The sequence below is a fragment of the Gemmobacter denitrificans genome (genome assembly GCF_036964905.1).
Taxonomy (GTDB): Bacteria; Pseudomonadota; Alphaproteobacteria; order Rhodobacterales; family Rhodobacteraceae; genus Gemmobacter; species Gemmobacter denitrificans.
This window is the reverse complement of record NZ_JBALHR010000004.1, coordinates 118,491-135,428: the sequence shown is the minus strand read 5'-3', so window position 1 is coordinate 135,428 and position 16,938 is coordinate 118,491. Positions and strand designations below refer to the sequence as shown.

Below are 16,938 nucleotides of genomic sequence, written 5' to 3'. Positions count from 1 at the left end.
GCCGGTGGGATGGCGTCAGGCCTCGGCTTGCGCAGGGTCTTTCTTGACCAGTTCACCAGCCAAGGCGCGGTCGATCAGCGCGATGGTTTCCTCCACGCCATACAGCGCGATGAAGCCGCCAAAGCGCGGCCCTTCGCTGGCACCGAGCAGGGTTTCATACAGCGCCTTGAACCAGTCGCGCAGCGGCTCGAAGGCGTGTTCCTTGCCCACGGCAAAGACCATGCTTTGCAGCGCCTCGTCATCAAGGCCACCTTCCCAGGCGGTCAGGCGGGCACGCAGGTCCAAAATGGCCGCGCGTTCCTGATCGGTCGGCAGGCGGAAGCTGCGCGTGGGCGCGATCTTGTCGGCGAAATAGCGCACGGCAAAGCCCGCCGCCGCATCCAGATCAGGGTTGGCCTCCGGGCTCGCCTCGGGCGCATAGCGCTTGATGAAGCCCCACAGCCCCTTGGCATCCGTAGCGCCCGCCACGCTGGCCAGATTGAGCAGCATCGAGAACGGCACCACCATTTTCGACTCGGGCGGGTTGCCGCCATGAATATGCCAGACCGGGTTATTGGCCTGCTGATCCACATCCTGCGTGGGATAGGCGCGCAGCTGCTGGTGATATTCATCCACCGCCCGCGGGATCACATCGAAATGCATCCTCTTCGCGGTTTTCGGCTTCTGATACATGAAATAGGACAGGCTCTCGGTCGAGGCATAGGTCAGCCATTCATCGATGGTCAGGCCATTGCCCTTGGATTTCGAGATCTTCTGGCCCTGATCATCCAGGAACAGCTCATAGGTGAAATGTTCCGGCTTCTTGCCGCCCAGCACTTCGCAGATGCCGTCATAGATCGGGGTATTGGTGGAGTGATCCTTGCCATACATCTCGAAATCGACGCCAAGGGCCGCCCAACGCGCGCCGAAATCCGGCTTCCATTGCAGCTTCACATGGCCGCCCGTCACCGGCAGCGTCCATTCCCGGCCCTCCTCATCATCAAAGGTGATGGTGTGATTCACCGGATCGACGTTCTTCATCGGCACATACAGCACCCGGCCCGTTTCCGGGTGGATCGGCAGGAAGCAGCTATAGGTCTGCTGGCGCTCCTCGCGCAGGGATTTCAGCATGATCGCCATGATCGCGTCATAGCGTTCGGTGGCGAGCCTCAGCGTGTCGTCAAAGCGGCCCGATTTGTAAAACTCGGTCGCGCTGATGAATTCATATTCAAACCCGAAGGTATCCAGAAACCGGCGCAGCATGGCGTTGTTGTGATGGCCGAAGCTGTCATATTCGCCATAAGGATCGGGCACCGAGGTCAGCGGCTTTTGCATATGCTCGCGCAGCATCTCTTGCTGGGGCACGTTTTCCGGCACCTTGCGCATGCCGTCCACGTCATCCGAGAAGCAGATCAACCGCGTCGGAATATCCGAGATCACCTCGAACGCGCGGCGGATCATCGTCGTGCGCGCCACCTCGCCAAAGGTGCCGATATGGGGCAGGCCGGACGGGCCATAGCCGGTCTCGAAAAGGACATAGCCCTTTTCCGGCGCCTTCTTCTCGTAGCGCTTGGCGATCTTCCGGGCCTCTTCAAAGGGCCAGGCTTTCGATTTCATCGCGGCGTCACGAAGGGCGGACATCGGGTTTTCCTCGCGGATTGCGGCAAGCCCCATGCCTGCCGAACCCGCCTCTCCTATTGCCGCCCCTGCCGCACGTCAATATTCTGGGGGTCATAATGCAGAAAGGACGCCTTTTCGTGCCCGATACCCCCCCTTCCCTCTCGCCGCAGGATGCGCTGATCGCGGTGATGGTTGCCGCCTCGGCCAGTGACGAGAACATGCGCACCGCCGAACTGGTGGCGATTCAGCGCATGGTGAACCATATGCCGGTCTTCGCGGGCTATGACACAGACCGCATCCGCCGTGTCAGCCAGACCGTGTTTGACCTGTTCGAAGAAGAAGACGGGCTGGAGGCGCTGTTCGGCCTGATCCGCGACGGGCTGCCGGAGCGGCTGTTTGAAACGGCCTATGCGCTGGCCTGTGATGTGGTCACCGCCGATGGCCGCCATACCGATCAGGAACTGCGCATGCTGGAGGAAATCCGCGACGAGCTGAACATCGACCGGCTGCATTCCGCCGCGATCGAATGGGGTGCCCGCGTGCGGCACATGACGCCCTGAGCCGTCAGGCGTAAAGCCCTGCCCAACGCGTCAGCAATTGGCCCTGCAGGCGGCGGGCGCGTTTGGCCCAGGATTTTCCCCCCTCGGGGGCCTCGCGCTCTTGCGGCGAAAGGCGGGCGCGGCGGTCGGGATCGGCGGCAAAGATCGCAAAGACCAGACGCCGCCCGCCGGGCAGCAGGATATAACCCGCAAGTGTGGACACGAAATTCAGCGTTCCGGTCTTGGCGCGCACCTGCACCGGATGACCTTCGACAGCATTGCCCTTGGCATCGGTCAGGGGGTGGTCCTTCATCAGGTGCGGCAGCAGCCCGCCCTGTTCGCCCTGCAGCAACCGCACCATCTGCCCTGCCGATATGCGCGATACCCCGCCCAACCCCGAATGATCCGCGATCCGGGCGGAAATCCCATGCTGCGCCAGAAGCCAATTCTGCATGGCCTGTGCCGAAGCCGGCAGACCGGCCGCCCCTGAGGCTGACAGACCCGCCACCTCGGCGGTGATATTGGTGGAATGTTTCAGCATGTCCCGCAGGATCACGTCCAGGCTGTCGCTGGCATCGCTGGCCAGCACCTGCCCTGTGGGCAAGGCCGCCACGGATTGTGGTTCCGGCAGGTCGATCCCCTGCGCGGCGGCGAGCGTGCGAAACACCTCGGCCGCATAAAGCCCCGGATGGCGCACTGGCAGCCAGCGCGCACCACCCTTGCCAAGCGCCTCGGACGCGACGGTCCAACGGTCGCCCTGACTGTCGCCTTCATAGGTGAACAGCGGCAAGGTGCGGCGTTCGACACGCATCCGCGCCATGCGCACCGGCGGCACAAAGCGTTCGGCCCGGGCATCCATGGTCAGCGCCCAATCGGCCCCACCGGCCTGCCGCCATTCGAAATGCACCCGGTTGAAATTCAGGTTCAGCCCCCCAAGCGCGGGGTTATAGCCCACGAATTCGGGCTGTTCCGCATCGATCCGGTCCAGCCGGGGCAGGGCTGCGTCCCAGTAAAGCAGCCGGCCCGACACCTGCCGCAGGCCCGTCGCTGCCAGCCGCGCCACCAGATCGCCCAGCCGGTCGGTGTCCAGCGTCGGATCGCCGCCCCCCACCAGCACCAGATCGCCATCAACCCGTCCACCCTGCATGGGCGCAGTGGCCAGAACCTGTGTTGTAAAGCGATGCGCCGGGCCCAGTCGGTTCAGCGCATAGGCCGCTGTCAGCGCCTTCATCACGCTCGCGGGCGGCAGCGGCTGATCGGCCGCGCCGCTTTCCAACATCTCGCCCGTGGTCGCATCGGCCAGTGCAAAGCCTACCGTCGCGCCCTGCAACCGCGCCTCGGCAATCAGCCGATCGACTGCTTGCGTATCGCGGGCGGCTGGCGTGGCCTGCCCTCGGCGGCGCGGCAAAAGCGAGGTCGCCGGGGCCTCGGCCCAGAGCGGTGCTGCCGCCCCCGCCAGAAGCCCCGCCATCATGCCCCGTCTTGTCCAGCCCATGCCGAGTCGCCCCCGTTCACATTCTCAGCCGGGATAGCCTGCCAATGGTTGCGGGAAAAGCGGCCTCACGCAGATGTGCCGGGATAGCGCCAATCGCCCCGCGCCCGGATGGCGCTGGACGAGGCGCCGTTCAGCGGCACATCGGCCATCACCCAGACGGGCGGCGCCATGCGGCCCAGACGGTTGGCGGCACCAAGGCTGGCGCGTTCCCGGTCATAGACCTGCGCGGCCATGCTGCGCCGCGCCTTCAGCCCCGATCCGGGCCGGGCCAGCACCCCCACCGGCACCATGTGCATGATCGTCTCCCACCGGTCCCAGCGATGGAACCCGGCCAGATTGTCTGCCCCCATCAGCCAGACAAAGCGCACCCCCGGATAGATCGCCTTCAGCTTGCGCAGGGTGGCGGCGGTGTGGCGGGTGCCCAGATGCGCCTCAAGATCGGTGATCCTGACGCGCGGATGCCGCATCACCCCCCGCGCCTGCGCCAGCCGCAACGCCATGGGCGCGGGCGGGCGGGCCTTCAGCGGATTGCCCGGGCTGACCAGCCACCAGACCTGATCCAGCCCGAACCGCCGCAGCGCCTCACGCGTGATATGGGCATGGCCATCATGGGCCGGGTCGAAAGAGCCGCCCAGAAGTCCAACGGTCATGCCGCGCGTTGCCATGGGAAAGCCCTGTCGCATAAGCTGAAGGCGTAACCCGGAACGGCAGGGATTTGGAACTGGAAATGTTTGATTCTGACATGGAAATCAATGTCGGTCAGGATACCTTTGCCACCGAACGTGACGGGCAGAAGCTTGACCTTCTGAACCGCGCCGCATTTGGGGCCCGTTTGTCCGAGGTCATGGAACGCGGGGATCAGCCGCTGGTGCTGGCCCTTGATGGGGCCTGGGGTTCGGGGAAATCACATTTCCTGAAGCTTTGGGTGGGCACGCACAACCAGACAGAAGGCCACAAGGCGCGTGTGATCTATTTCGATGCCTTCGCGCAGGATTATCTGGATGATCCGCTGATAAGTCTGGTGGCAGCGATCAGCACAGCCCGCGCCACAGAGCAGGGCAAGGGCGAAAAGGCCCTTGGTCTGGTCAAGGCATGGGGGCTGAAACTTGTCAGACCTGCCGCCCGAGCCGGCCTTTTTGCGGCAAGCGCGGGGATCAGCGAACTCGCCCTGCCGGTTCTGGATACGCTTGCGGACAAATTCATCGAGGAAGCGAGCGATGAGGCCAAGGCGGCGATCGACAACCTCTGGAAACAGGAAGAAAGCCGCATCGCCGCAGTCGAGGGGTTTCGCAACGCCCTGACCGCCCTTGCCGCCGATCAGCCTCTGATCCTTGTCATTGATGAACTGGACCGCTGCCGCCCGGATTATGCGCTGTCATTGCTGGAGGTGGTGAAACACTTCTTCGCCGTGAAGGGCGTTCGGTTTGTTTTGGGGGTGAACCTGGAGGCGCTGGAACACTCGGTCCGCCAACGCTATGGCGTCGGGGTGGATGCAGGGCTGTATTTGCAGAAGTTTATTCATTTGCAGGTGGAGTTGCCGCAGATGCAGAACGTTCAAGCTTGGGAGAGTTACTTCGCCCATCTTTGTGGTAGGTTGGGCGATCTCAAAACTATACATGATGAAGCACTCAACACCTTGCAGCTGTTCGCAACAAGACAGATCAACTTAAGAGATGTTGAAAGAATTGTGGCACGCTTAGCAATTCTACCAGACGATTTCGGGACTTATTACCCCGCATGGAGAACCATCCTTATCACCGCACTAGCGATGGAAACACTGGCTAAACAATCATACGCCAAACTTCGTGCAGGTCGGCTGACGCTCGACGAAATGGGAACAATGTTCCTAATGGATCAGGCCGCTGAGAACGGCGACTATCGCGCAAACTTCATGCGGCATGTATGGGCGCGCGCCCTCAGCGGCAGCACAAGTGAGGAAGCGCTGTTTGTAACGAAAGGCGCATTCGGAGGGTTCGAGGATCGCAAACCAAATATTGAGCCGTTCCTTCGCAAAATGCTAGACACCTTCGCCCCGCCACCCGCGCGCTGAACCCGCGTTGCCCTTCGCCCCCCCTTGCGGTACAAGCGGCGGCAAATCCAGACACATGCCCGAAGGACCATCATGGCCAGCTATCAATACGTCTATCACATGGAGAACGTCTCCAAGACCTATCCGGGTGGCAAGACCTGCTTCGAGAACATCCACCTGAACTTCCTGCCCGGCGTGAAGATCGGTGTCGTCGGGGTCAACGGTGCGGGTAAGTCCACCCTGCTGAAGATCATGGCGGGCATGGACAAGGACTTCAAGGGCGAGGCCTGGGCCGCCAAGGGGGCCAAGGTCGGCTACCTCGCGCAGGAGCCCTATCTGGACCCGACGCTGACCGCCAAGGAAAACGTCATGCTGGGCGTGGCCGCGCAGCAGGCGATCCTGGATCGCTATAACGAATTGGCGATGAACTATTCGGACGAGACCGCCGACGAAATGGCCGCGCTACAAGACCAGATCGACGCGGGCAATCTGTGGGAGTTGGAGGCCACCGTGGGCGTCGCCATGGATGCGCTGCGCTGCCCGCCCGATGATTCCGACGTGACCACCCTGTCGGGCGGGGAACGTCGTCGCGTCGCGCTGTGCAAGCTGCTGCTGGAAAAGCCCGACATGCTGCTCCTGGACGAACCGACCAACCACCTGGACGCGGAATCGATCGCCTGGCTGCAAAAGCACCTGATCGATTACAAGGGCACCATCCTGATCGTCACCCACGACCGCTATTTCCTGGATGACATCACCGGCTGGATTCTGGAACTCGACCGTGGCCGGGGCATCCCCTACGAGGGCAACTATTCCGCCTGGCTGGACCAGAAGGCCAAGCGCATGGCGCAAGAGGCCCGCGAGGACAAATCCAAGCAGAAGGCGCTGGAAAAGGAACTGGAATGGATCCGCTCGGGCGCCAAGGCCCGGCAGGCCAAGGGCAAGGCCCGGATCGCGCGCTATAACGAAATGGCGAACCAGACCGTCACCGAACGCGCCACCACCGCGCAGATCATCATCCCCAATGGCGAACGTCTGGGCAACAAGGTGATCGAGGTCGAGGGCCTGAAAAAGGCGATGGGCGACCGCCTGCTGATCGAAGACCTCAGCTTCACCATCCCGCCGGGGGCCATTGTCGGCGTCATCGGCCCGAACGGTGCCGGCAAATCGACGCTGTTTCGCATGATCACCGGGCAGGAACAGCCCGACGAAGGCACCATCACGCTGGGCAATACCGTGCAACTGTCCTATGTGGACCAGTCGCGCGACGCGCTTGATCCGAACAAGAACGTCTGGGAAGAAATCTCGGGCGGGGCCGAGGTCATCCATCTGGGCGACATGCAGGTGAACAGCCGCGTCTATACCGGGGCCTTCAACTTCAAGGGCACCGACCAGCAGAAGAAAGTGGGCCTGTTGTCGGGCGGTGAACGCAACCGCGTGCATATGGCGAAACTGCTGAAATCGGGCGGCAACGTGCTGCTGCTTGACGAACCGACCAACGATCTGGACGTGGAAACCCTGCAGGCGCTGGAAGCGGCAATCGAAGATTTCGCGGGCTGCGCGATCATCATCAGCCACGACCGCTTCTTCCTTGACCGGCTTTGCACCCATATCCTCGCCTTTGAAGGCGATGCGCATGTGGAATGGTTCGAGGGCAACTTCGAAGCCTATGAGCAGGACAAGATCCGCCGCCTTGGCCCGGATGCGGTGAACCCCAAGCGGGTGAAATACAAGCGTTTCGCACGCTGATCCGTAACGCCCGCGCGCGGTAACCGGACGAAAGGCTCTGGCAAGTGGGACTTGCCAGGGCCTTTTTTGTGGCGGTCGGGTGATCCTGGCCTGTCAGGCGCTTTCCTCAGCCTCATCAGCCATGCCGTCGGCCTGCGCCAGATGCGCCTGCAGCCTTAGCTTGGCCCATCGCGGCAGGCTGTTCATCCTCCCCTCGACCATCGGCGGCAACAGGCGCGACAGGACCCCCGCCTCGGCCATGCGTTTCAACACCAGATGCCCCGCCCCAGGGATCGGGCACAGATGCATCTTGGGATAGCGTGGCCCGGCATATTGAAACAGAAAACGGGCGTCCAGAAGGGTCAGCGGATCAAGGATCACCAGCGGGATACAGTCCCCTTCGGGGGGCGGAAGAAATTCCTCGTGCAGAAAAGGAAGATCGCGCGACCGGGGCGCGTTCAGGATCGGGTGACGGGGCAGGCGCGGTGCCGCGGCCAGAATCTCGGACCGGATCGCGCCGCCGAAGTAAAAGGCACAATAACCGCCGACGCTGGACCCGTAACAGACCACACGGTCATATCCTGCAGCCAACGGGGCCAGAGTACGCGCAAAGGTTTCGCGCGACAGGTGCTGATACTGGCTGCGCCGCGCCTGTGCGACATAGACCGTGTCATGCCCAAGTTTCAGCGCCCAGTCGGTGCCGAAGCCGCGTTCCGTCAGGCTGCTGGAGATATCGCCAAACGTGATGATCAGCGTCTGCGCCGGGCTGTCCTGCCGATGCGCGAAGATGCCAAAGCCATCCTGCCGAAGAAGAGTTTCGCTGCGTGCCACACCTGATCCCTTGCCGCCCCGTTGCGCAATCCTAAGCGCAAGGCAGACACGGGAAAAGCGCCAATGCCCCGGTCATACCGCCAGCAAGGCGCGGATTTCGTTGACCAGTCGCTTGGCTTCGGAGGCGGCGGCGCCGCGCCCCTCGACCGCCGCAAGGCCCTGACCCAGAGTTTCGGCATAGGCAACCCGTGCGGCCAGCCGGGTATCGGCCAGTTGGGCCACACCCGCCGCCGCCTCGGCCACTTCATCCGACAGGCGCGTGCCGGTGGACATGCGGTTCAGCACGATCAGCGCCCGGCCGCTTTCGCGCGCCACCAGATCCAGCACCCCATCCGTGGCCCAGAGATCCAGATGGCTGGCCGTGACCGGCACCAGCACAAGATCGGCCTCGCGCAGCGCCGGGCGCAGATCGCTGTCCACCTTGGGGGGGGTATCGACGATCACCACGTCATGGGTGCCGCGCAATTTCTTGCATTCATACCCCACCCCCCAGGCCGAGGCGGTGGAAAACTCGACATCCGGTTCGCCCATCCGTTCGGCACGGGTCATGAACCAGCGGCCGAGACTGCCCTGCGGATCACTGTCCACCAGCGCCACACGCAGCCCCTGACGCACCAGACCTATGGCCAGCGTCACGGCCAAGGTGGTCTTGCCCGCGCCCCCCTTTTGCTGCGCAACCGTGATGACCTTGCCCATGCGAATCCCCCTTGCTGCGTCGCAGCATAGCGGAAATGTCGCAAAGTCCCCAGCGTCAACGTGCCACGGTCACCGTGCAATGCGCCCGCGCCATCACATCCGCCGCAACCGAGCCCAGCATCAGCCGCGAAATGCCGCGCTTGTCCCCCGTACCGACAACGATATGGTCATAGCCGTTCTGTTCCGCATGATGCACGATGCCTGCCGCAGCCTCGCGGCTGGCAATGGCAACGCGGCGGGCCTCGGCCACGCCATGCTGTGCCGCCAAGGCCTGCGCCGCATCCAGCAGGGCCACCACATCCGCCTCGGGCCAATGGGGGATCAACGGCCCCTTGGCCCCGCCATGTGCGACATTTACCACGCACAGCGTCAGCTCGGCGCCGTATTTCGCCGCCAGATCGGCCGCATGGGCCACGGCGATGTTGGAATGATCGGTCCCGTCCGTGGGACAAAGGATCTTGCGGGTCATCTGCGCCTCCTTGCATCTGCGCGACATTCACTTGGATGCAGGAATTTTTCACCACAGGAGGCATGCCCGCCATGATTTGGGTCAAACGGGACCGATTGTCATTACTGGAATGCGCAGCCCGATTTGATGCCCAGTTTCTTGAACACGATCGCCGCCGGGCAGAACCCGGTGAACGAGGATTGCAGCAGGTTCAGCCCGATGAATACGGTGAACCAGATGAACAGCGGCGAAACCCACATGGTCAGCGCCACCGACAGCAGCACCATAGCCCCTGCAAAGCGAAACATTGCACGATCCAGCGTCATGTCATTCTCCATCCTGATGCCGCAACCAGCGGCTTGCAGGGGGCGATAGCACATCCCATTTACAAATTCAACTTAATGAATTTGTAATCACTTGCTCAACCGGGCCTGCCTGAAAGGCCAGCATGGCCTCTTGCCCCGGGGCCGGCGTCAGATCAGCCGTGACAAGCCCGCGCACCTGCAGCAGTTCTGTGGCGTGAAGAATGGCGGCGTCCAGCTCGGGTTGCGGCCATTCGACGCTGCCACCGGCGGCTTCGACCTGTGCGGCCAGGGCCAGCACCCGCAGAGTCAGATCGCCCGTGCCGCCCTGCCGGATTGCCGCCGCAACCAAGGGCACGGGAAGCACCGGAACGGCCTTTGCCACCCTGGCCATCAGATCGGCGCCCAAGGCCTCGGGATCGGGCGGATGGCTGCCCAGCCAATCCCCCAATGACAGAGGCGCCCCGAACGCCACCGCCGCCATGCCAAAGCCTTTCCATGTCCCCCGGATCTTGCGGCGGATCATGCGAAAGACGAAGACCGCAATGCCCCAGAACCCGGCGCGGAACTTGCGTTCGCCCTTTTGCGCCGCGGCAACCAGCACCCGATCCTCCAGCACGCGATCATAGCTGATGCCGACCGGCACAAAGACCACATCGCGATGCCCCGGCCCGAAGCCCTGCAGGATATAGCTCAGCAATCCCATCCGTGCCGCGCCCATCTGCCCGTTCAGGCTGAGCCCGCCTTCTGGGAACACCGCCTGGGTCACCCCTTCCGCCGTGATGGTCTGCACATAGCGGGCCAGCACCTTGCGATAGAGCGTGTCGCGCGAATTGCGCCGCACGAAAAACGCCCCCATGGCCCGGATCATCGCCGAGAGCGGCCAGACCCGCGCCCATTCACCCACCGCGTAAGACAGGGCCGAACGATCCGCCACCAGCCAGGTGACCAGAACGTAATCCATATTGCTGCGGTGGTTCATCACAAAGACAACCGTGGCCTGCCGGTCGATCCCGGCCAGGGCCGTATCCACCCGCCCCACCCGAACCGTGTAGAGCGCCTGGCTGAGCCAGCGGGCCAGTCGCGTCGCGATGGAGAAATAGACCACCGCCGAAAAGCCCGGAACAATTTCGCGCGCCGCCTTGCGCGCCGCATCGAAGACCACGGGTTCGGGGGTGCCGCTGGTTTGCGCCTCTTCCATCACCGCCTTGATGACCTGCGGATCATAGGTCAGCTGCACCACACGATCCTGCCGCGCCATCAGGCGAAACGGCTGGATCGGGCGGGCCAGCCGCGTGTTCAGCCGGGCCACCAGACGTTCGGCCCATCGACGCAGGAACCAGCGCGCAGAAGGCATCAGCACCCGCTCCAGCGCTGCAATGGCGGCGAGGATCAGGGTCAGCACCACCAGCCAGAGCGGAAGTTCTATGGTCTGCGTCATTCCCGAAGGCTAGGCTATCGCCGCGCCTGCGTAAATCCCGCCATGCCGCAACGCAGCGAATTGACATTGGCATAATCTTTCCCCCATATCTGCATGCAAGCAATAAAATTGCCGATCCGATTCACGAGGCCGCCATGACCCAAGCGAAGGAAACCCCCTGGCTGTTCCGCACCTATGCGGGCCATTCCACGGCCAAGGCATCTAATGCGCTGTACCGCACCAATCTGGCCAAGGGGCAGACCGGGCTTTCGGTGGCCTTCGATTTGCCAACCCAGACCGGCTATGACAGCGATCACGAACTGGCGCGCGGTGAAGTGGGCAAGGTGGGCGTGCCGGTCAGCCATCTGGGCGACATGCGGGCGCTGTTCGACGCGATCCCGCTGGAACAGATGAACACATCCATGACCATCAATGCCACGGCCCCCTGGCTTCTGGCGCTGTACATTGCAGTGGCCGAAGAACAGGGCGCGGATGTGTCGAAACTGCAGGGCACGGTGCAGAATGACCTGATCAAGGAATACCTCTCACGCGGGACCTATATCTGCCCGCCGAAACCCTCGCTGCGCATGATCACCGACGTGGCCGCCTATACGCAGAAACACCTGCCGAAATGGAACCCGATGAACGTGTGTTCCTATCACCTGCAAGAGGCCGGTGCGACGCCCGAGCAGGAACTGGCCTTTGCACTGGCAACGGCCTGTGCCGTTCTGGATGATCTGAAGGGCAAGGTTTCTGCCGCCGATTTCCCCAATATGGTGGGGCGCATTTCGTTTTTCGTGAATGCGGGCATCCGCTTTGTCACCGAGATGTGCAAGATGCGCGCCTTTGTCGATCTGTGGGATGAAATCCTGCTGGAACGCTATGGCGTGACCGAGGCCAAGTATCGCCGGTTCCGCTACGGCGTGCAGGTCAACAGCCTGGGGCTGACCGAACAGCAACCCGAAAACAACGTCTATCGCATCCTGATCGAGATGCTGGCGGTCACGCTGTCCAAAAAGGCCCGTGCCCGCGCGGTGCAATTGCCCGCCTGGAACGAGGCGCTTGGCCTGCCCCGGCCATGGGATCAGCAGTGGTCGCTGCGCATGCAGCAAATCCTGGCCTATGAAACCGACCTGCTGGAATATGATGACCTGTTCGATGGCAACCCGGCCATTGATCGCAAGGTCGATGCACTAAAACAGGGTGCGCGCGAGGAACTGGCGCAGATCGACGCCATGGGCGGTGCCGTGGCGGCCATCGACTATATGAAAGGCCGCTTGGTAGAGGCCAATGCCGAGCGGATCAGCAAGATCGAGGCGAAGGAAACCATCGTCGTCGGCGTGAACCGCTGGACCGAGGCCGCCCCTTCGCCGCTGACGGCCGGCGATGGCGCGATCATGCAGGCCGACCCTGAGGCCGAGGCGGATCAGATTGCCCGGCTGACCGCCTGGCGCGCGGCACGGGATGAAGGCCGGGTGCAGGCCGCGCTCTCTGCCCTGCGCGCAGCTTGCGCCAATGGTGAAAACGTCATGCCCGCCTCGATCGCCGCCGCCAAGGCCGGGGCCACCACCGGCGAATGGGGGGCCACGGTGCGCGCGGCCTTTGGCCAGTATCGCGGGCCGACCGGCGTGTCGAAAGCGCCCTCGAACCGCACCGAAGGGCTGGACCCGATCCGCGAGGCGGTGCAGGCCGTATCCTCCAGGCTGGGCCGGCAGCTCAAGTTCCTGGTCGGCAAGCCGGGTCTGGACGGCCATTCCAATGGTGCCGAACAGATTGCCGCCCGCGCCCGCGATTGCGGCATGGACATCCATTATGAAGGCATCCGCCTGACCCCGGCCGAAATCGTCGCTTCGGCGGCGGATCAAGAGGCGCATGTGGTCGGCCTGTCGATCCTGTCGGGAAGCCACTTGCCACTGATTGCAGAAACGATGGATCGGATGCGTGCTGCCGGTCTGGATCATGTGCCGGTGGTGGTCGGCGGAATCATCCCCGAGGACGACGCGGCCCAATTGCGGGCCATGGGCGTTGCCGCCGTCTATACGCCGAAGGATTTCGAACTGAACCGCATCATGATGGACATTGTGGCGCTGGTCGATCCGGCCCCGATTGCGGCCCAGTGACGGCTGCGCCAATCCTGAGGCTTTGGCCCGAACGGGCAAAAGCCGAGGCAAAAACAGCAACGCCCCGGTCGCAGGACCGGGGCGTTTCCGCATGGTCAGACCGTGATCAGGCGTGGATCGCGCCGTCGCCACAGGCCAGGGCTGCTTCGCGTACCGCTTCCGAATAGGTCGGGTGGGCATGGCAGGTCAGCGCCAGATCCTGCGCGCTGGCGCCGAATTCCATGGCCACGCACACCTCATGGATCAGATCGCCTGCCGCAGGCCCGATGATGTGGCATCCCAGAATGCGGTCGGTGGCCTTGTCGGCGATCAGCTTGACGAAACCCTCGCCCTGGAACACCGCCTTGGCGCGGGCATTGCCCATGAAGGGGAACTTGCCCACCTTGTAAGCGCGGCCTTCGGCCTTCAGCTGTTCCTCGGTCTTGCCTACCGATGCCACTTCGGGCGTGGTGTAGATCACGCCGGGGATCACGTCGTAATTCACATGGCCATGCTTGCCCGCGATGACCTCGGCCACCGCCATGCCCTCATCCTCGGCCTTGTGCGCCAGCATCGGACCGACCACGGCATCGCCGATGGCATAGATGCCCTTCACATTGGTCTGGAAATGGCCATCGATCTTGACCTGACCGCGCGGCTCCATCTCCACACCCGCCTCGGCAAGACCAAGGCCCGCTGTATAGGGGCGGCGACCAGTGGCCAGCAGCACGGCTTCGGCCTCGATCTCATGCGCGCTGTCATCCTTGCGCAGCTTGTAGCTGACTTTCGCGCCATTGGCGGTGCGCTCGGTGCCCTGCACCGCTGCGCCCAGCACGAATTTCAGCCCCTGCTTGGCAAGCAGCTTCTGGAAGGCCTTGGCCACTTCGGCATCCATGCCGGGGGTGATGACATCGAGATATTCGACCACCGTCACCTCGGTGCCCAGACGCGCATAGACCGAGCCCATTTCCAGCCCGATCACACCCGCGCCGATCACCACCATGGATTTCGGGATCTTGCCCAAGCTGAGCGCGCCGGTCGAGGTGACCACGACCTCTTCGTCAACGGTCACGCCCGGCAGGCTGGCCGGTTCCGATCCGGTGGCGATGACGATGGCCTTGGCGCTGTGAACCTCGTCACCCACCTTCACCTGACCGGCCGCGGGGATGGAGCCCCAACCCTTCAACCAGGTGACCTTGTTCTTCTTGAACAGGAACTCGATGCCCTTGGTGTTGCCGTTCACCACATCCTGCTTGTAGCCCTGCATCTTGGCCCAATCCACCGTCGGCGCGCCGCCCATCAGGCCCATCTTTTCGAAGTTCTCATGCACCTCATGCAGGTGATGCGTGGCGTTCAGCAGCGCCTTTGACGGGATGCAGCCGACGTTCAGGCAGGTGCCGCCCAAAGTCTCGCGCCCTTCGACACAGGCGGTTTTCAGCCCCAGCTGGGCACAGCGGATCGCACAGACATAGCCGCCCGGGCCGCCGCCGATCACGATCACATCGAATTCTGCCATTTTGATCTCCTGGTGGTGCCCGCGGCCGGGGGGCGCTGCCCCCGGACCCCCGGGATATTTGTGAACAGATGAAAGGGTCAGATCAGGCTGGCCACGATCATGGTGAGGGTTGCGAAAAAGCCCACACCCCAGATGGCGGACCGCCAGGGGTTCCAGCCGAAGGCATAAGCGGGGATATAGGCGATGCGGGCGGCCAGATAGACCCAGGCGGCGATTTGCGTCACCACGCTGGACTGATGACCAAGGGTGACCACGGTGACGGCGATGCCAAACAGGATCAGCGCTTCGAAATGATTGGCCATGGCGCGGCCCAGCCGGGCGGTGCGCTTGGACATCGGCCGTTCGGGCGGAAAATCACGGCTGCCCCCCGTGTAGCGGGTGCCGAGTTCGAGGTTGGCCGGAACGGTATAGAGGCCGTATTGAACGGCCTGCAGCAAGACGGCAAGGGCGAGGGCGGTGAGTTCGGGGGTCATGTGGAGGTTCCAGCTTGCCACGCGGAGTACGTTGTCCATAGTAGCATTGGAGCGTCTTTGATAACTTCGGTAACTTTTTCCTTTGAAGCATCCTTGAAAGCTCCAACCAGCAGATTCTTTAGTGAAGCCGCAGTCCCCTTTGGCGATCTATCGAGCAGCGCTTCTCCTTTCGCCGTAATTTGAGCGCTTGAGTAGCAGCCCCCGCGTTCTACGTAGCGCTGCCTTTTCCCAAGCGAGATCAAACCCTCACGCTCTAGATACTGTGCTGAACCCCAAAAAAAGTCTGCGTACTCCGGGAAAGACAAGTGCTTTGACGATAAGGTCCCAACTCTATCGCCTCGTTGCGAGAGTAGTTGGAGAATGTCTGCGCGGACCAAATCGCTTACTTCTTTGTCAGAAGGTGAACTAGACACAGACAGCCTCCCGATCAGTCTTCAACTTCAGAAACCTCTCGCAGAATTAGTGCTTCACGAGACACTTTCAGACCTATTGAGCAAGGCAGACTATCGTGGCCGCCTTGCGCATTATTCAGTGCGTTGGGCGAGCCCTTAAGGCTCACAGATCCATCAGCAACCGGCGCGGGTCTTCCAGTGCTTCCTTGACGCGCACGAGGAAGGTCACGGCGCCCTTGCCATCGACGATACGGTGATCGTAGCTGAGCGCCAGATACATCATCGGGCGGATCACGATCTGGCCATTCACCACCACCGGGCGGTCCTGGATCTTGTGCATGCCCAGGATACCCGATTGCGGCGGGTTCAGGATCGGCGAGGACATCAGCGAGCCATAGACGCCACCATTCGAGATGGTGAAGCTGCCACCGGCCATTTCGGCCATCGACAGTTTGCCGTCACGGGCACGAACACCCAGTTCGGCGATCTTCTTCTCGATCGCGGCAAAACTCATCTGATCGGCGTCACGCACCACCGGCACCACAAGGCCCGACGGCGTACCGACGGCCACGCCCATATGGACGTAGTTCTTGTAAACGATGTCGGTGCCGTCGATTTCGGCATTGACCTCGGGCACTTCCTTCAGCGCGTGGCAGCAGGCTTTCACGAAGAAGGACATGAAGCCCATCTTGACGCCATGCTTCTTTTCGAACTGGTCCTTGAAGGTGTTGCGCAGGTCCATGATGCCCGACATGTCCACCTCGTTATAGGTGGTCAGCATGGCGGCGGTGTTCTGGCTGTCCTTCAGGCGGCGCGCGATGGTCTGGCGCAGCTTGGTCATCTTCACACGCTCTTCGCGCGACGCGTCATCTGCGGGCACAGGCGCGCGTGGCACGGCCACCGGGGCGGGGGCAGCGGTGATGGCGGCAGCGGCGGCCTTGGCCACATCTTCCTTCATCACGCGGCCATCGCGGCCCGAACCCTGCACCTGATCGCGCGACAGCCCGGCTTCGGCCATGGCTTTCTTGGCGGCGGGGGCATCTTCCACATCGCGGGCCGCAGCAGGGGCTGCGGCAGCCGGGGCGGGCGCGGCGGCGGCGGGTGCTGCAGCCGGGGCCGCAGCCGCGGTGGCGCCTTCGGCAATGGTCGCCAGCAGCGCGGCGGCGGCAACGGTTTCGCCTTCCTTGGCCAGTATTTCCCCCAGAACGCCCGCGGCGGGCGAGGGAACATCAAGGCTTACCTTGTCGGTTTCCAGTTCGCACAGGATTTCATCCATTGCGACGGCATCACCCGGCTTCTTGAACCAGGTGGCGATGGTCGCCTCGGTAACGCTTTCGCCAAGGGCGGGGACGCGGACTTCAACGGTCATTG

The 16,938-nt window shown here is 62.9% G+C and carries 15 protein-coding genes; 4 read left to right on the top strand and 11 right to left on the bottom strand.

Annotation, left to right across the window (positions count from 1 at the left end):
• Positions 1-15: 15 nt before the first annotated feature.
• The gene (locus tag V6590_RS08765) at positions 16-1,620 is read right to left on the bottom strand and encodes a lysine--tRNA ligase (RefSeq protein ID WP_335422013.1); all 1,605 of its coding nucleotides are present in this window, start codon (positions 1,618-1,620) and stop codon (positions 16-18) included.
• Between the two features lie 95 nt (positions 1,621-1,715).
• Between V6590_RS08765 and V6590_RS08760 the strand changes: the two genes are divergently transcribed.
• A complete protein-coding gene (locus V6590_RS08760) occupies positions 1,716-2,159 on the top strand; it encodes a tellurite resistance TerB family protein (protein ID WP_335422011.1) in 444 nt (147 codons plus the stop codon).
• Positions 2,160-2,163: 4 nt separating this feature from the next.
• Here the strand turns inward: V6590_RS08760 and V6590_RS08755 are convergent, their stop codons facing one another.
• Both V6590_RS08755 and V6590_RS08750 read right to left on the bottom strand, forming a co-directional pair.
• Complete coding sequence (locus tag V6590_RS08755) at positions 2,164-3,633, bottom strand: D-alanyl-D-alanine carboxypeptidase/D-alanyl-D-alanine-endopeptidase (RefSeq protein WP_335422009.1); 1,470 nt, start codon at positions 3,631-3,633, stop codon at positions 2,164-2,166.
• A 65-nt stretch (positions 3,634-3,698) separates the two neighbouring features.
• Positions 3,699-4,316, bottom strand: coding sequence for a nicotinate-nucleotide adenylyltransferase (locus V6590_RS08750; RefSeq protein WP_335422007.1), 618 nt, complete (start codon positions 4,314-4,316; stop codon positions 3,699-3,701).
• 44 nt (positions 4,317-4,360) lie between these two features.
• On the opposite strand from V6590_RS08750, the gene V6590_RS08745 reads away from it, so the two are divergent.
• Both V6590_RS08745 and ettA read left to right on the top strand, forming a co-directional pair.
• Positions 4,361-5,683 (top strand): KAP family P-loop NTPase fold protein, encoded by a 1,323-nt coding sequence (locus tag V6590_RS08745; RefSeq protein ID WP_335422006.1) that lies wholly within the window; start codon positions 4,361-4,363, stop codon positions 5,681-5,683.
• A 72-nt stretch (positions 5,684-5,755) separates the two neighbouring features.
• The gene (ettA, locus tag V6590_RS08740; protein ID WP_335422004.1) at positions 5,756-7,411 is read left to right on the top strand and encodes an energy-dependent translational throttle protein EttA; all 1,656 of its coding nucleotides are present in this window, start codon (positions 5,756-5,758) and stop codon (positions 7,409-7,411) included.
• A 93-nt stretch (positions 7,412-7,504) separates the two neighbouring features.
• On the opposite strand, the gene V6590_RS08735 is transcribed toward ettA, so the two are convergent.
• From V6590_RS08735 to V6590_RS08715, 5 genes are all read right to left on the bottom strand, one after another.
• The gene (locus tag V6590_RS08735; RefSeq protein WP_335422002.1) at positions 7,505-8,221 is read right to left on the bottom strand and encodes a hypothetical protein; all 717 of its coding nucleotides are present in this window, start codon (positions 8,219-8,221) and stop codon (positions 7,505-7,507) included.
• A 72-nt stretch (positions 8,222-8,293) separates the two neighbouring features.
• On the bottom strand, positions 8,294-8,917 hold the full coding sequence (gene parA / locus V6590_RS08730; protein ID WP_335422000.1) for a ParA family partition ATPase: 624 nt from the start codon (positions 8,915-8,917) through the stop codon (positions 8,294-8,296).
• Between the two features lie 55 nt (positions 8,918-8,972).
• Entirely contained in the window at positions 8,973-9,386 is a 414-nt protein-coding gene (locus tag V6590_RS08725) for a universal stress protein (RefSeq protein ID WP_335421998.1), read from the bottom strand.
• 101 nt (positions 9,387-9,487) lie between these two features.
• The gene (locus V6590_RS08720; RefSeq protein WP_335421996.1) at positions 9,488-9,691 is read right to left on the bottom strand and encodes a YgaP family membrane protein; all 204 of its coding nucleotides are present in this window, start codon (positions 9,689-9,691) and stop codon (positions 9,488-9,490) included.
• Positions 9,692-9,758: 67 nt separating this feature from the next.
• Entirely contained in the window at positions 9,759-11,108 is a 1,350-nt protein-coding gene (locus V6590_RS08715) for a 1-acyl-sn-glycerol-3-phosphate acyltransferase (RefSeq protein WP_335421993.1), read from the bottom strand.
• 134 nt (positions 11,109-11,242) lie between these two features.
• On the opposite strand from V6590_RS08715, the gene V6590_RS08710 reads away from it, so the two are divergent.
• Positions 11,243-13,207 (top strand): methylmalonyl-CoA mutase family protein, encoded by a 1,965-nt coding sequence (locus tag V6590_RS08710; protein WP_335421992.1) that lies wholly within the window; start codon positions 11,243-11,245, stop codon positions 13,205-13,207.
• A gap of 106 nt (positions 13,208-13,313) precedes the next feature.
• On the opposite strand, the gene lpdA is transcribed toward V6590_RS08710, so the two are convergent.
• From lpdA to odhB, 3 genes are all read right to left on the bottom strand, one after another.
• Positions 13,314-14,702: a dihydrolipoyl dehydrogenase gene (lpdA, locus tag V6590_RS08705; protein WP_335421990.1), complete on the bottom strand. Its 1,389-nt coding sequence runs from the start codon at positions 14,700-14,702 to the stop codon at positions 13,314-13,316.
• A 77-nt stretch (positions 14,703-14,779) separates the two neighbouring features.
• Positions 14,780-15,175 carry an MAPEG family protein gene (locus V6590_RS08700; protein WP_335421988.1) on the bottom strand — a complete coding sequence of 132 codons (396 nt, stop codon included), beginning with the start codon at positions 15,173-15,175 and terminating at the stop codon, positions 14,780-14,782.
• A 555-nt stretch (positions 15,176-15,730) separates the two neighbouring features.
• A complete protein-coding gene (gene odhB, locus V6590_RS08695; protein WP_335421986.1) occupies positions 15,731-16,936 on the bottom strand; it encodes a 2-oxoglutarate dehydrogenase complex dihydrolipoyllysine-residue succinyltransferase in 1,206 nt (401 codons plus the stop codon).
• Positions 16,937-16,938 lie beyond the last annotated feature (2 nt).

What these genes read in the sequence shown, in the direction of transcription:
- V6590_RS08750 (WP_335422007.1), bottom strand. Translation starts at nt 4,316, where the DNA reads ATGCGACAGGGCTTTCCCATGGCAACGCGCGGCATGACCGTTGGACTT.
- V6590_RS08755 (WP_335422009.1), bottom strand. Translation starts at nt 3,633, where the DNA reads ATGGGCTGGACAAGACGGGGCATGATGGCGGGGCTTCTGGCGGGGGCG.
- V6590_RS08710 (WP_335421992.1), top strand. Translation starts at nt 11,243, where the DNA reads ATGACCCAAGCGAAGGAAACCCCCTGGCTGTTCCGCACCTATGCGGGC.
- V6590_RS08715 (WP_335421993.1), bottom strand. Translation starts at nt 11,108, where the DNA reads ATGACGCAGACCATAGAACTTCCGCTCTGGCTGGTGGTGCTGACCCTG.
- V6590_RS08760 (WP_335422011.1), top strand. Translation starts at nt 1,716, where the DNA reads ATGCAGAAAGGACGCCTTTTCGTGCCCGATACCCCCCCTTCCCTCTCG.
- lpdA (WP_335421990.1), bottom strand. Translation starts at nt 14,702, where the DNA reads ATGGCAGAATTCGATGTGATCGTGATCGGCGGCGGCCCGGGCGGCTAT.
- parA (WP_335422000.1), bottom strand. Translation starts at nt 8,917, where the DNA reads ATGGGCAAGGTCATCACGGTTGCGCAGCAAAAGGGGGGCGCGGGCAAG.
- V6590_RS08745 (WP_335422006.1), top strand. Translation starts at nt 4,361, where the DNA reads ATGTTTGATTCTGACATGGAAATCAATGTCGGTCAGGATACCTTTGCC.
- odhB (WP_335421986.1), bottom strand. Translation starts at nt 16,936, where the DNA reads ATGACCGTTGAAGTCCGCGTCCCCGCCCTTGGCGAAAGCGTTACCGAG.
- V6590_RS08720 (WP_335421996.1), bottom strand. Translation starts at nt 9,691, where the DNA reads ATGACGCTGGATCGTGCAATGTTTCGCTTTGCAGGGGCTATGGTGCTG.
- V6590_RS08700 (WP_335421988.1), bottom strand. Translation starts at nt 15,175, where the DNA reads ATGACCCCCGAACTCACCGCCCTCGCCCTTGCCGTCTTGCTGCAGGCC.
- V6590_RS08725 (WP_335421998.1), bottom strand. Translation starts at nt 9,386, where the DNA reads ATGACCCGCAAGATCCTTTGTCCCACGGACGGGACCGATCATTCCAAC.
- V6590_RS08765 (WP_335422013.1), bottom strand. Translation starts at nt 1,620, where the DNA reads ATGTCCGCCCTTCGTGACGCCGCGATGAAATCGAAAGCCTGGCCCTTT.
- ettA (WP_335422004.1), top strand. Translation starts at nt 5,756, where the DNA reads ATGGCCAGCTATCAATACGTCTATCACATGGAGAACGTCTCCAAGACC.